The 14675-nt window shown below is 41.3% G+C and carries 10 protein-coding genes; all 10 read left to right on the forward strand.

The genetic code is table 11. From position 1 onward, the window contains the following. The first annotated feature begins 59 nt into the window (after positions 1-59). The 10 genes from BVC88_RS00395 to BVC88_RS00440 all read left to right on the forward strand — a co-directional run bounded on the left by BVC88_RS00395 (position 60) and on the right by BVC88_RS00440 (position 14651). Positions 60-2591, forward strand: a complete 2532-nt coding sequence (locus BVC88_RS00395; protein WP_075348668.1) for a M14 family metallopeptidase — start codon at positions 60-62, stop codon at positions 2589-2591. A gap of 244 nt (positions 2592-2835) precedes the next feature. Further along, positions 2836-4497, forward strand: a complete 1662-nt coding sequence (locus tag BVC88_RS00400; RefSeq protein ID WP_075349404.1) for a carboxylesterase/lipase family protein — start codon at positions 2836-2838, stop codon at positions 4495-4497. A 108-nt stretch (positions 4498-4605) separates the two neighbouring features. Beyond that, positions 4606-5028: a cupin domain-containing protein gene (locus BVC88_RS00405; RefSeq protein WP_075348669.1), complete on the forward strand. Its 423-nt coding sequence runs from the start codon at positions 4606-4608 to the stop codon at positions 5026-5028. Further along, positions 5025-5717 (forward strand): SH3 domain-containing protein, encoded by a 693-nt coding sequence (locus BVC88_RS00410; RefSeq protein ID WP_075348670.1) that lies wholly within the window; start codon positions 5025-5027, stop codon positions 5715-5717. Before BVC88_RS00405 ends, BVC88_RS00410 begins: the two co-directional genes overlap by 4 nt. Before the next feature lie 52 nt (positions 5718-5769). Further along, the gene (locus BVC88_RS00415; protein WP_075348671.1) at positions 5770-7368 is read left to right on the forward strand and encodes a GMC family oxidoreductase; all 1599 of its coding nucleotides are present in this window, start codon (positions 5770-5772) and stop codon (positions 7366-7368) included. A 72-nt stretch (positions 7369-7440) separates the two neighbouring features. Continuing rightward, a complete protein-coding gene (locus tag BVC88_RS00420; RefSeq protein WP_089153056.1) occupies positions 7441-8775 on the forward strand; it encodes a glucuronyl esterase domain-containing protein in 1335 nt (444 codons plus the stop codon). Positions 8776-8795: 20 nt separating this feature from the next. Continuing rightward, positions 8796-10172 (forward strand): sulfatase, encoded by a 1377-nt coding sequence (locus tag BVC88_RS00425; RefSeq protein WP_075348673.1) that lies wholly within the window; start codon positions 8796-8798, stop codon positions 10170-10172. Positions 10173-10355: 183 nt separating this feature from the next. Continuing rightward, positions 10356-12014, forward strand: a complete 1659-nt coding sequence (gene glgP, locus BVC88_RS00430) for an alpha-glucan family phosphorylase (RefSeq protein ID WP_075348674.1) — start codon at positions 10356-10358, stop codon at positions 12012-12014. A gap of 87 nt (positions 12015-12101) precedes the next feature. Then, entirely contained in the window at positions 12102-12800 is a 699-nt protein-coding gene (locus BVC88_RS00435) for a DUF1003 domain-containing protein (RefSeq protein ID WP_075348675.1), read from the forward strand. Between the two features lie 51 nt (positions 12801-12851). Next, complete coding sequence (locus BVC88_RS00440) at positions 12852-14651, forward strand: M14 family metallopeptidase (protein ID WP_075348676.1); 1800 nt, start codon at positions 12852-12854, stop codon at positions 14649-14651. Positions 14652-14675: the final 24 nt, after the last annotated feature.

Genomic DNA, 14675 nt, shown 5'->3' on the forward strand with positions numbered 1-14675 from the left:
GGTGTGAATGCTAAAGCCAAATCCTTTTAAATTCAAGCCGTCAATCTTTACCCCCTCCTATGAAAAAACATTTCCTACTGACTTTAATCCTTTTTACGATAACCATTTGCACCTGGGCACAAATCCAGACTCCAGAGCAATTCCTAGGATATAAACCTGGAGATCGATTTACTCCACACCATCGCATGGTGGATTATTTTGAGCATGTTGCTGCCAATAACCCTAATGTCAAACTCATCCAATACGGCGAGACGAATGAAAAGCGTCCATTGATCATTGCGATTTTCTCGAGTGCAGAAAATATGGCGAAGCTTGAAGAAATCCGTACCGACAATTTGAAACGGGCAGGATTGATGGATGGCAGCCCTGTTCATTCAATTCCAGTCAATTGGATGTCTTTCAATGTACATGGAAATGAATCTGTGGGAATGGAAGCTGCGATTTCAGCATTTTATACGCTAGCCAATCCGGCAAATGCCAAGTCTCAGGAATGGCTCAAAAACCAAGTGATCATCATGGATCCTGCGATCAATCCTGATGGAAGAGATCGCTATTCGAACTGGTACAATCAGAAAATGAATACTACGCTTCAGCCGGATCTTCAGTCTATGGAGCATAGCGAGCCTTGGCCGGGAGGTCGTGCGAATCACTATTTATTTGATTTGAACCGAGATTGGGCTTGGCAAGTACAAGTAGAATCCCAAGCAAGATTGAAAATGTATCAGCAGTGGATGCCACAGCTTCACTTGGATTTTCATGAGCAGGGAATCAATAATCCATTTTACATGGCGCCAGCAGCTGAGCCTTTGCATGAGCAGTTGAGCCCTTTCCAGCATGAATTTCAGGATATTTTTGGAAAAAATACTGCGAAGTATTTCGACGAGATGGGCAGATTCTATTTCACCAAAGAGCGATTCGATTTACTTTATCCTTCCTATGGGGATTCCTATCCGATGTTTAATGGTGCGATTGGAATGACCATCGAGCAAGGTGGCGGAGGCCAGGCCGGAAGAGGTGGTTTTAATTCTGTCGGCGATACGGTGACGTTGAGCTACCGAATTGAAGGACATTACACTGCGGCACTTTCTGCAGCAGAAGTCACCAGCAAAAATGCGGAGCGTCTACTTTCAGAGTTTACCAAATTCTACAAAGACAACTCAACTAGCCCTAAAGGGAAATACAAAAGCTTTGTAATCAAAGGCGAGAGCAATCCAGCCCAGGTAGCCAAGTTGCTCGAATTACTCGATAAGAATGGCATTCGTTATGGAAAAGCAGGCTCCAAGTCAGGCTTGAAGGGCTTTGAGTACCAAAGCGGAAAATCAAATTCCTTTTCTACTTCGGATCAAGACATCGTGATCTCGGCCTATCAGCCGAAGTCTGTTTTGGCTCAGGTTTTCTTCGAACCAAATCCACAACTCAACGATAGCATCACTTACGATATCACGAGTTGGTCCATGCCTTATGCTTACAATGTTGAAGCCTATGCTTTGGAAACTCGATTAGATCCGGCTGGAGCTTACGAAATACCAGCATTCACCGCTAACGTCGCGGGCAAAACTCCTGTAGCCTATATTGCCGGCTGGCATGGTACTCGGGATGTGGCATTCTTAGCTGCACTTTTGAATCAAGGAATTCGGGTGAAATATCCTGAATATTCATTCAAGACGGAAGGTAAAAGCTTTCCAGCCGGAACGCTTTTGATCACAAAAGGAGGTAATGAATACGTAGTAGATTTTGACAAAAAAGTCACCGAAACCGCTAATAAGTTTGGAATCACTTTAGCCACTACTATGACTGGCTATGTGGAGGAAGGAAAGGATTTTGGTTCGCCAAATATTCGTGTCATTCAAGCTCCAAAAGTTGCTCTCGTTGGCGGTCAAGGAACAAATTCACTTGGATTCGGTGAACTTTGGCACTTTTTCGAAAAGGAACTCAACTATCCCTTAAGCACTTTGGAACTGGAAGATTTAGCACGCTATGACCTCAGCAAATACGATGTGATCATTATGCCATCAACTCGAGGTGGTGGATTGAGCAAAGCAGCTCAAGATAAGATCGTAGATTGGGTTCGTGCCGGGGGTAAAATGATCGCCATTGATAATGCTTTGAATCTATTTGCGAATAAAGAAGGATTTGCATTGAAGACTTTTGATACGGATGAGGAGAAAAAAGCAGCTGAAAAAGCAGCAGATTCGCTTGCAAAATCAGAGCGTTTAGCCCCTTATACAGAGGGTGAGCGATTAGCTATTTCAGGCGGAGCAGCAGGTGCGATATATAAAGTGGATATGGATCAAACGCATCCACTTGGCTATGGTACCGGTGGAAAATTCTATACCCTGAAAAACAACTCCAGCAAATATGCCTATTTGACTGATGGCGTGAATGCAGGAAAAATCCTGTCCAATGATTCTTACCGAACAGGATACATCGGCTATAAAATCAAATCTTCCATGGGCGCTTCTTTAGCAATAGGAGCTGAGAATCTCGGTCGTGGTGAGATCGTCTACTTTGTGGATAACCCAATCTTCCGAGGATTCTGGGAATCAGGAAAATTGGTTTTGAGCAATGCCATGTTTATGGTAGGACAGTAAAAAGATAGATGATTTAAGACATTAGATTTAAGATTTACCGGCTGCTGAAAAGTGGCTGGTTTTTTTGTGTCTATAATAAAGCCAACTCAAAATTCCGGGTCAGTCAAGCCTATTTTGTCAATTCGAAACAATAATACTCCATTCAAATAATGTTTGCTTGAAAAATGGGTTCAAAATCATTTTGGCTAAAGGAGAATCCTTATATTTTCTTAGCAATCAATATTTTACCCATAAAACCAAAATTATGAAGAACAATAGAAGAGACTTTTTCAAAAAGGTCGGGGTCGGCACAGCTGGTCTTGGACTTGCATCTACGATTCCATTTACCTCCTATGCCTCAGGTTCAAAAGAGATTCAAAGCTCAGATGAGCAGTTTCTACAGATCGGCGACGACATCGCTATCGCAAATACAGACTCAGGGAAAGTAAGAGGATATATTTTAAATGGTGTTTACACCTATTTGGGAATTCCTTATGGTGCTGATACATCTGGTAAAAACAGATTTATGCCTCCACAAAAGCCAGAAAAATGGGATGGTGCTAAACCAACAATCTGGTGGGGAAATACTGCTCCACAAATTATGGATAATCGATATGCAAGTCCTGATTATTCTTTTGCTGATCATTGGAATTATGATGATGTCAGTGAGGATTGCTTAAAATTGAATGTTTGGACTCCTGCATTGGACTCCAAAAAAAGACCAGTACTGGTTTGGCTTCATGGTGGAGGTTTCACTAATGGAAATGGAATCGAACAAGATGGTTACCATGGAGAAAATATCAGTAAGAACGGAGATATCGTATTTGTTTCCATTAATCATCGATTAGGACCAATTGGATTTACAGATCTTTCAGGAGTAGGTGGTTCTAAATATGCTAACTCCGGAAATGTCAGTCAACTTGATATCATCGCTTCTTTAAAATGGGTAAGAGATAATATATCCAATTTCGGAGGAGATCCGGGCAATGTTACCATCATGGGACAATCCGGTGGTGGAGCAAAAGTTACCGCTACTATGGCCATGCCGGCTGCTAAAGGATTGGTGCACAAAGGTGTTCCATTAAGTGGTTCCATGCTAGTAGCAAATGATCAGGATTATTCCCGCAAACTGGGTGAATATGTAATGAAAGAGGCTGGATTAACTCCAGATAATGTGGATAAACTTCAGGAATTGAGTTGGAGAGAATACATCGACATTGCGAATAAGGCTCTAGAAAAGATGCGGAAAGACAATCCAACTCCAGGTTTCCGAGGAGGTTTTGGTCCTGTAGCTGATGGAGTGAATATCCCAAAAGGCGAATTCTTTTCTGATCCAAATGGATTGTCTACCGACATTCCTATGATGATTTGCACTACTTTTCATGAATGGAATCCTACCCGAACTTCCCCTGAACTCGAAAAAATCGATTGGGCAGGTGTGGTAGAAAAAATTCAACCAAGATTTGGAGCGGATTCCGAAAAAATTGTCAAAGCCTACCGACAGGATTTCCCTGAAGCATCGGCAGCGGATATTTGGGCCATGGTTCTCTCAAATCGTCAAGGGGCAATAAATACAGCCAATGCGAAATCTAAACAAAATGCTCCTGTGTATTTAGCTTGGTTTGGCTGGGAACCAAACCTTTATTCCGGTAGAATGAAAGCTTTCCATTGCATTGATATTTGTTTTTGGTTTGATAACACGGATCGTATGTACACGCATACAGGAGGAGGAAACCGGCCGAGATCTCTTTCAAAAGCCATGTCAACTGCCTTAATTTCATTTATGAAAAACGGTGATCCAAATGGAAGCAAACTTCCCTCTTGGCCAAAGTATTCCGCTGAGAATGGAGAAACGATGATCTTGAATGATCAAAGCCAAGTGAAGAATAAACCCGACGGAAAAGGACTGGCGAGCTTGCCAGCTTAACACTACTTAAAAAGGGACTTTAACTGGTCCCTTTATTTTTCTTACTAAGTCCTCTTAAGTGTTAACGTTTTTATTCTTACTTTAAAAGAAATTCATCGTTTAAAGCTTATGAAGCACATCAACCTAGTAATCATTTTCACTTTCCTGGCGCTATTTTCCTGTGAAAAGAAGGAGAGTAACACAGCGATTTTGATGGAAAAACTGGCTGAAAGCACCCAAAGCTGGAACGGTGATACTCTTCCGAGCTATCCCGAAGGCCAACCCAAAGTCACCATCCTCAAGGCTAGTATTCCTCCGAAGGCCAAACTGGAAATGCACGAACACCTCGTAATCAATGCGGGGCTTTTGCTAAAAGGGGAATTAACAGTAATCGATGAATTTGGAAACCGATTGGAATTAAAAGCGGGGGATACCATCATCGAACTGGTAAATACTTTTCATTATGGGATCAATGAAGGAACAGAGACGGCAGAGATTGTAGTGTTTTATGCGGGAGATGATAAAACCCCGATTACCAAAATCAAAGAATGAAAATTTACCTCACCATCTTCTTTTCGATCATTAGCCTTTCTCTTTTTGCTCAGAAAAAAGAAAACTATCATGTGATTAACATTCTTGGAGCAACGACCTACTCTGCTCCAGACTTCAATGCACAAATTGTTGGAAGAATTGATTTAGGCAAAGTCGTTCATTTCGAAAAAGTCCTTGACGAGAAGTCGAAAAAGCAAATATCACCTGAATTGGAGGTGGAAGGTAATTGGATTGAAATTATGCTTGACTTTAGTTATGGCTACATTTTCAGCTCAGACTTATCCACAAAACCTACTGAATTAATCATTGAGCACTATGATTTGCAAACAGTAAAGCTATTTGGAAAAGAACTTGAGAAAAAGGAATATACCGAACAGACAGTTATTGATGGAGAATATTATCCCATGGAAAAGAAAGTTACGGCTTATGAATTTGCTGTAATCAATGAATCATTTTTCGACGGCTGCCATGATACGGAATACCTGCTAGAAGGCTTTACGCTTTCAGAAGCTTATCATCAATTGATCAACCTGCACTCCAGAAAAAACAATAATCAAATCGAAATTCCCGCAATCATCTCTCGTGAAGGGAATGTTTGGGATTTTTCGGACCTCGATGCGATCCAAGAATTGCAATTGCATGATTTAGGTGGAGGAAAGTTTAAAATCACTTTATATTCCTGCACCTGAGAAAACCTCCTACTTTTTTCTAATTTGAAGATCATTTCACCCCAATCACTTCATGTCTGAATTTGATTACATTATCGTCGGTGCAGGTTCGGCTGGATGCGTCTTAGCGAACCGTCTTTCAGAAGATCCCGCTAACCAAGTGTTGCTATTGGAAGCTGGAGCCCCTGACCGAAAACTGGAAATCAAAATTCCTGGCGCTTATACCAAGCTCCATCGCTCGAAAGTGGATTGGGGTTTTTGGTCGGAACCACAAGAACAATTAGACGGCAGAAAACTCTTTCTTCCAAGAGGAAAGACACTCGGTGGAAGTTCCTCCACCAATGCCATGGCTTATGTGCGTGGTAATCGAGCAGATTATGAGGAATGGGCTGCACTGGGAAATACAGGCTGGGACTACGAATCAGTTTTACCCTACTTCAAAAAATCCGAACACAATGAAGATATCCACAATGAATTTCATGGGACGTCCGGACCTTTAAATGTGACTTTCGCAAAAGCTTTTAAAACCCCTTTCGCGGATGCATTTGTAGAAGCCTGTGCAGAAAATGGAATTCCGAAAAACTCAGATTACAATGGGGCGGAGCAAATGGGAGCAAGTCTGATGCAGTTTACGATCAAAGATGGTTTTCGCCACTCTTGCGCCACAGCCTTCCTCAAGCCAATTCTGAAGCGACCTAATTTGACCATTCTTACCCAAGCTCAAGCCAAGCGGATAATGATCAAAAATGACCGTGCCAGTGGAGTTGAGTTCTTAACCAAAAACGGAAGCACTTCAGAAGTTTTCGCAAGAAAAGAGGTGATTCTTAGCGCAGGGGCATTCCAATCTCCACAGTTGCTGATGCTTTCGGGAATTGGCGATGCGGAGGAATTAAAACGATTTGGAATCGAATCCAGAATTAATCTCCCTGGAGTAGGTAAAAATCTTCAGGATCATCTTTTCTTCAATTGCGCAGCACTGAGCAAAACTCAGGAGGGATTCAATCATCACATAGCGCCATTATATCAATTAAAAGGGTTTGCTCAACTTTTTCTCTCCGGTAAAGGCGCATTGACATGCAGTCCGCTGGAAGCAGTAGCCTTTTTTAATACCAAAGGAGAATCAGGTGTTGATTTTCAATTTCACTTTGCTCCCATGCATCTTGGATCGGATTACAAAACAGATTTTCATGACATATCCACATTTCCAAGAGTCGATGGGTTTTCAATTCTTCCAAGTTTGATCAAACCAAAAAGTAAGGGACATGTCAATCTTAAATCTGCTGATCCGAAAGCAGCACCAAGAATTCATCCCAATTTTCTAACTGAAAAAGTCGATTGGGAGACCTTAATTCGCGGAACTCGGAAGGCCATTGAAGTGCTACAGTCTGCAGCATTTGATCCTTATCGCAAATCGATCATTACTCCTCCCGATCAATCAGAGGATGGAATCATCACACATATCAAAAAGTCTGTTGAAACCATTTACCATCCAGTTGGGACATGCAAGATGGGCAATGATGAATTAGCCGTTGTGAATGAAAAGCTCCAAGTTTATAGAATTCGAAATTTACGAATTGCAGATGCCTCCATCATGCCGACGATTGTTTCTGGAAATACAAATGCGGCCTGTATCATGATTGGTGAGAAAGCTTCAGATCTAATCTTAAATTAAGGATCTCAATGAGCAAGCTTGGATAAAAGAACAAGAAGCTCTTTTAAAATTTACTAGTCAGCTACAATGAAGATGAGCAAACGATTCTTTCTATTCCTCCCAATTTTAGTGATAGGCCATTTATCCACATTTGCCCAATTATCTCAGCAAAGTCGTGATTCCATTGCAAAGCTCAGTCAGGCAGATCATCGATTGATGATGGAAAAACTTGGTTTGGAATCCCTAAGGCCGGGTCCATCAGGCAATCCAGCCGCTCCAAATGCAGCTAACTCAGATGAATCCAAAGCCACTCCTTATACTAATTTACCCGACCCGCTAGTTTTTGATAATGGAAGTATTGTGAAAACTGCTACCGATTGGGAGAAAAGAAGAGAAGAACTCAAGGAGCATTTCGACCGGGAAATCTATGGCCGAATTCCAGAAAATCTACCGAACGTAACCTGGGAAATCGTTGAGGAAAAAGACAGCCTATTTGGAGAAGTAAAGGCAAGGTTCAAGAAATTAAACGGGTATGTGGATAACTCTTCCTATCCAGAAATTCAGGTGAATATAGAGCTGATGATGGCAACTCCGCTTGAAGCAAGAACAGCCGTTCCTTTAATCATGCAATTCAGTTGGGTTTGGCCAGCTGGAATGAACCGACCAAAACCTGAAGGACCAACCTGGCAGGAACAAATGTTGAAGGAAGGCTGGGGATTTGCGATGCTGATTCCTACCAGTTTCCAGGCAGATAATGGAGCAGGACTCCGTTCAGGAATTATAGGATTGGTCAACAAAGGCGAACCTAGAAAACTCGATGACTGGGGTACACTCCGCGCTTGGGGATGGGGCGCAAGTCGTGCGCTGGACTATTTGGAAACAGACCCTTTGGTAGATGCTAAAAAGGTTGGAATTGAAGGTTTATCCAGGTATGGAAAAGCTGCCTTGGTAGCGATGGTAGATGAACCCCGATTTGCAATCGCCATGATCGCTTCATCAGGAGCCGGAGGAACAAAAATCTTTCGTAGAATTTATGGAGAGCAAGTGGAAAACCTTGCCTCATCTGGCGAATATCATTGGTTTACACCAAATTTCATCAAATACGCCGGCACTTTAACCCCAATGGATCTTCCAGTGGATGCGCATGAGATGTTAGCGCTTTGTGCACCTCGGCCTGTCTTTATTTCCAGTGGAGACCCAGAAGTAGAAGGCCATTGGATTGATGCAGTCGGAATGTTCAAGACTTCGGTAGCAGCAAGTCAAGCTTATGAGTTCTTAGGGAAAAAGGGAATTTCAACAGAAAGCTATCCAGGAACCAATGTCGGGCTATTGGAAGGAGATTTAGTATTTCGCCAACACGATGGAGGTCATACCGAAGGACGTAACTGGAGATATTTCATTGACTTTGCAAAGCGTTATTTTAAGTAAAACCTAAAATTATTGCCCCAATGAAGAAGCTCCTTATTACAATCATTTCTTTCCTCGCATTTTTTCAAAGCTATTCTCAGGAAATGAAACCCAACATTATCCTAATCAATGTAGATGACATGGGTTGGAAAGATCTGGGCTTTATGGGGAGTGATTACTACGAAACTCCATTTCTAGATAGCTTGGCAGGAAAAGGGATGATTTTTGACAATGGGTATTCCGGCGCATCTAATTGTGCACCTAGTCGCGCAAGTTTACTCACTGGACTTTGGTCTTCCAGACACCACATTATTACAGTTGCTTCATCTGAAAGAGGTAAGTCCATCAACCGGAAGATAATTCCTATTCAAAATACTATGGTTTTGAGCAAAGCATTTGTGACTTTTCCACAAGTCCTTCAGAAAAATGGATATCAGACTCTTCACGCTGGAAAATGGCATATCAGTGAATCTCCAAACGATTTTGGATTCGATGAAAGCATAGGAGGTGGATCAAATGGGGCTCCCAAAAGTTATTATCCGCCTTATGGAAATGTGAATTGGGATGGGCCAGAAACGGTCTATTTATCTGACGCCATTATTGGAAAAATGATCACTAAAATCAACCAACTTCGAAGCCCTTATCTGCTCTACTATTCTCCCTATACTGTTCATACTCCCATTCAAGGCAAAGCGGAACTTGCTAAAAAGTATGTGGATAAGTCCTCGGGATTGGGTCAAAACAATTCTGAATACGCATCAATGGTCGAAAATCTAGATAGCAATTTGAAGTTACTTTTTTCAGCTTTGAAGCAACAAAAACTATTAGAAAATATCCTGATAGTCTTCACTTCAGATAACGGGGGATTAAAAGGAATCACCAGTCAGCCCCCACTTCGTTCGGGAAAAGGAAGTTATTACGAAGGAGGAATCAGGGTTCCAATGCTCTTTGTTTGGAATGGTAAAATCCAGTCTGGAATCAATTCAACTCCGATTACTCAGTTAGATTTATTTCCAACGATATTGGCTGCCGCTGGAATCCAATCAGAAATGAATACTGATGGAATAAACTTACTTCCACTTTTAGAAGCAGAGGAACAATTGGATCCACGTCCACTTTTTTGGCATTTCCCTATTTATCTCGAAGCTTACAGTTTGCCTGATCCTGGGATTAGAGATTCGCTATTCCGTACTCGACCAGGTTCTGTCATACGACAAGGTAAGTGGAAGCTTCACTACTATTTTGAGACTAAAGAGATTGAGCTTTTTGATTTGGAGGCAGATATTTCTGAAAAAACAGATCTCTCCAAATCGAATCCTGAGGTCGCTTCTAAATTACTTGACATGATGAAAAAATGGTGGCAAGAAACTAATGCTCCAATTCCTACTCAAGCCAATCCAGAATATATTGGGAATTGAAAGCCCAAGAAACGCACCAGTTTAGAAGTTTAGCCTAAGCAGTTTTTAACTTAGGGAAAAGCGGCGTCTTTTCATTTGTGTCGATTTCAACCGATTTCCAAAAAAATTACCATCATTTTTTGAATTCTGGAGTCTGATTGCCCAATCAATTCCTATAAATTGCGCCCTTTCAAACCCAATTTTATGACCGATTTTAAAAATTACAGCGTCCCTTATCAGACTGCTGATTCATATTCCAAGCGCGTGGCTTACTTCTCGATGGAATTTGCCGTCCATCAACCCTTAAAAATTTACTCTGGAGGCTTAGGTTTCCTTTCCGGGTCTCATCTCCGAAGTGCTTTTGAATTGAAGCAAAATCTTATTGGAATCGGGATTCTTTGGAAGTATGGCTACTACGACCAAAGTCGAAATCAGGATCAGACTTTAAAGCCAGAATGGTATGAAAAGACTTATTCTTTTATCCAAGACACCGGAATCAAGTTTCAGATCAAAGTCCATGGTGCCCCTGTTTGGGTAAAAGCCTGGTATCTGGCTCCGGAAACGTTTAATTCTGCTCCACTTTTCTTATTGAGTACTGATCTTCCTGAAAATGATTACCTCAGCCAAACTATTACACATCGACTTTATGATTCTGATACTGCTGCCAAAGTAGCCCAGTTTATGCTCTTAGGATTAGGCGGAGCAAAATTGATCGATGAGTTGAATTTCAACCCTGAGGTATATCATTTGAATGAAGCCCATGGAGTCAGTGCTGTTTTTCACCTTATGAAAAAATTTGGCAGCAAAGAAGAAGTGACCAAGCGAGTGGTATTCACTACGCATACGCCTGAAGAAGCTGGAAACGAGAAGCATGATATTTTCCTTTGCGAGCGCATGGGTTATTTTAATGGCTATTCGATCCCTGATGTAAAGAAACTTACAGGTATGCGAGGCGAACTTTTCAACCATAGTTTGGCTGCACTGAGATTTGCCAGAAAGGCAAACGGAGTGAGTAAACTGCATGGCGAAGTGAGTCGGGAAATGTGGAAAGACTACGAAAACATTCCTGAAATCAGCCATGTGACAAATTCTCAAAACTTCAACTATTGGGCAGACAAGCAACTTTATCGCTACATGGATGCAGGAGATGTGGAAAAGTTTGAAGACCGAAAACGCTATTTGAAAAAAAGAGCCTTCGAAATTGTAGCTGATCAAACGGGAAAACTTTTAGATCCAGACGTTTTGACGATCGTCTGGGCAAGAAGATTTGCAAGCTATAAACGCCCTGATTTACTAACTCGTGATTTTGAGCGATTCGAAAAATTAATGCGAAATACTGAGCGCCCTGTACAAATTATTTGGGCGGGTAAGCCTTATCCGATGGATTATGGAGCGATCTCAGTTTTCAACCAACTCGTTCATCTAAGCAAAAATTATTCAAATATCGCAGTATGTGTCGGTTACGAATTGACGCTAAGTAAACGACTAAAACAAGCATCAGATATTTGGTTAAATAATCCACGAGTTCCTAGGGAAGCTTCAGGAACTTCAGGAATGACTGCTTCAATGAATGGTTCAGTGAATTTTTCCACATTTGATGGTTGGATTTGTGAGTTTGCGGATCATGGTAAAAATAGCTTTATCGTGCCTGCAGCGGATTACAAAACCATGAGCGTGCCGGACCAAGATGAATTTGATTTGAATAATCTTTATGATGTTTTAGAAAATGAAATCCTTCCAACCTATTATGGAAACAAAGAGGCCTGGAGAGGCATCGTTCATCAGGGGATGAAAGAAGTGGTTGAGTTTTTTGAAAGTAATCGAATGGCTCGAGAGTATTACGAGATCATGTACAAGGATTAATTTACCTAGATAAATGAGTAAATGAAGGCCCGAGCTTGATTAACAAGCTTGGGCTTTTTTTGTAGATTGACTTATTAATTTCCAGCTATGTTTTCATCTGCTATTTCTAATCAAAAAATTACCTCCGGAGAAGAAGTAAGTGTTAAAGATATTCGGGAGGGGATTAGGTCAATGATCCTGAAGGAATATCCTGACTTTCCTTCCGAAGGCTACATTAGCTTGACAGAACTCAACCAGTATCGAAGAAAATATCTTGCTTTTCTGATTGTACAGGAAAAAGGAGAGCTTGCCAAAATCGATCAGGATGTGATGGATGCGATCCAGAACAATTCAATTCTTTCGGAAAATATCAAAGATGAACTGGAAGAGACTCCTAATTTTGGAGATCGATTAGCCGATCAAATTGCCACTTTTGGCGGTAGCTGGACCTTTATTATTGTATTTTTCAGTTTCATTTTGATCTGGATCGGTACTAATATTTTTATTTTGGTCACCAAGTCTTTTGACCCTTATCCCTTTATCTTACTGAATTTGATTCTGTCCTGCTTGGCTGCGATCCAAGCTCCCATCATCATGATGAGCCAAAATCGACAAGAATCGAAAGATCGTCAAAGGAGCGAACACGATTACAAAATCAATCTAAAAGCCGAATTGGAGATCAAACTACTCAGTGAAAAAATCGATCATTTGCTCGTGCATCAAAACAAGAAGTTATTAGAAATTCAGGAAATTCAAACCGATTACTTAGAAGACTTAATGAAGGCAGTCAGAAAAGAAGAGAAATAAGTCCCTCGCTTAAAATTCTTAAACTACCTTCGTTTTATTAAAATCAAGCCCATGAATATTCGATCCATTTTAGTCTCAGTTCTATTTTTCAATCTTTTTGCTCCTTCTATTTTGGCACAAGACATCATGCCTCCTCTACTTCCTTGGGATGGCAAAAGCAAAGAACTGATTGTGGATAAGTCAAATCCTTGGATCACTCCATTCGAAAAATCGGAAGGTTTGGAATCTCCCACTTATAAAGAGACTATGGCTTGGCTGGAGAAATTAGCAAATGAATCTGCCTACCTCACCATGACCAATGCAGGGATATCAGAACAAGGTAGAGTCATCCATATGGTAATTGCATCGCTTGACAGAGACTTTTCAGCAGCTGAGTTATCCACATCAAGAAAGCCTTTGATTTTGATTCAGGCGGGGATTCATGCTGGAGAGATTGATGGAAAAGATGCCGGAATGATGCTGCTTCGGGATATTGCCGTAGGGGACAAAAAAGAGCTTTTGACCAAAGCGAATATTCTCTTTATCCCGATCCTAAATGTGGATGGCCATGAGCGAAGAAGCCAATTTGGGCGAGTGAATCAACGGGGTCCGGTAGAAATGGGATGGCGTACCAATGCCCAAAATTTGAACCTCAACCGGGATTATACAAAATTGGAAACTGCTGGTATCAAAACTATAGCTACTATCATCAACAAATACGATCCGGATCTTTACATCGATATACACGTCACCGATGGCGCCGATTATCAGTATGACATCACTTATGGCTACGTAGCAACCGGAGGTTATTCCCCAGAAATATCTTCTTGGTTATCCACATCCTTTCAGCCTGAAGTAGATCAGGCTTTAAAAGATATGGGACATATTCCTGGCCCGCTTTTGTTTGCTGCAAATGGAAATGACTTTTCAGCCGGGAATATCGCTTTCTCCTTTAGTCCTCGCTTTTCTCATACCTATGGAGACATTCGCCACATGGCTTCGATTTTGATCGAAAATCATTCTTTGAAACCATTTGAGCAGCGGGTTTTAGGCACTTATGTATTTTTGGAACAAGCCATAAATTCCCTTGGAGCTCATTTTGAGTCCTTACAATCCGCGGTCAAATCTGATTCGGAACAACCAAAAGAATCTATACCTGTCAAATTCAAATTCAGGGAAACCCTTGCCGACTCCATGCAATTTCTTGGAATAGCTTCTTCAAAAGTCAAATCTGAAATAACCGGAGCAGAATACGTCAAATGGGAAGGTAAACCAATTACGCAAGTGGTTCCAAGTCTCTTGATGGATGTACCTGAGCTTTCTGTTCCTGTTCCAAAAGCCTATTGGATTCCAGCAGAATGGGGGAATGTCATAGAAAAGATGAGACAGCATGGGATCGAACTCGAAACATTGACAGAATCCAAAGAATTGAAACTTGAGTTTTCCACCGTAGAAAACTATAAAATGGGAACCCAGCCTTATGAAGGTCTGATGCGGGTTCAATCCTTTGACTTGGATCGAAAATATAAAACACTATCACTAAATCCAGGTTCGGTTCGTGTGAAAACAGACCAGCCTTTAGGGGAATTAGCTGTTATTTTACTCGAACCAGAATCTGTGGATAGCTTTTTTCAATGGGGTTATTTCAACACGATTTTTACGCAGACCGAATACATGGAAACCTATATCATGGAGCCATTGATTGCAAAGATGTTGGCGGAAGATTCAGAATTGAAAAAACGATTTGATGAAAAAAAGGCAACAGAGCCTGATTTTGCAAAATCTCCAAGAGCGATTTACCAGTGGTTCTATGCGCAGACCCCTTATTTTGACCAAAACTGGAAAGTGATCCCGGTGGGAAGGGAATGGTAAGGGATTGAGAAATTTGAAGTTAAA

Source organism: Algoriphagus marinus (assembly GCF_001936475.1).
In the GTDB taxonomy this organism is placed as follows: domain Bacteria; phylum Bacteroidota; class Bacteroidia; order Cytophagales; family Cyclobacteriaceae; genus Algoriphagus; species Algoriphagus marinus.

Coding starts and splice junctions, on each gene's coding strand:
- BVC88_RS00395 (WP_075348668.1), top strand. CDS start 60: ATGAAAAAACATTTCCTACTGACTTTAATCCTTTTTACGATAACCATT.
- BVC88_RS00400 (WP_075349404.1), top strand. CDS start 2,836: ATGAAGAACAATAGAAGAGACTTTTTCAAAAAGGTCGGGGTCGGCACA.
- BVC88_RS00405 (WP_075348669.1), top strand. CDS start 4,606: ATGAAGCACATCAACCTAGTAATCATTTTCACTTTCCTGGCGCTATTT.
- BVC88_RS00410 (WP_075348670.1), top strand. CDS start 5,025: ATGAAAATTTACCTCACCATCTTCTTTTCGATCATTAGCCTTTCTCTT.
- BVC88_RS00415 (WP_075348671.1), top strand. CDS start 5,770: ATGTCTGAATTTGATTACATTATCGTCGGTGCAGGTTCGGCTGGATGC.
- BVC88_RS00420 (WP_089153056.1), top strand. CDS start 7,441: ATGAGCAAACGATTCTTTCTATTCCTCCCAATTTTAGTGATAGGCCAT.
- BVC88_RS00425 (WP_075348673.1), top strand. CDS start 8,796: ATGAAGAAGCTCCTTATTACAATCATTTCTTTCCTCGCATTTTTTCAA.
- glgP (WP_075348674.1), top strand. CDS start 10,356: ATGACCGATTTTAAAAATTACAGCGTCCCTTATCAGACTGCTGATTCA.
- BVC88_RS00435 (WP_075348675.1), top strand. CDS start 12,102: ATGTTTTCATCTGCTATTTCTAATCAAAAAATTACCTCCGGAGAAGAA.
- BVC88_RS00440 (WP_075348676.1), top strand. CDS start 12,852: ATGAATATTCGATCCATTTTAGTCTCAGTTCTATTTTTCAATCTTTTT.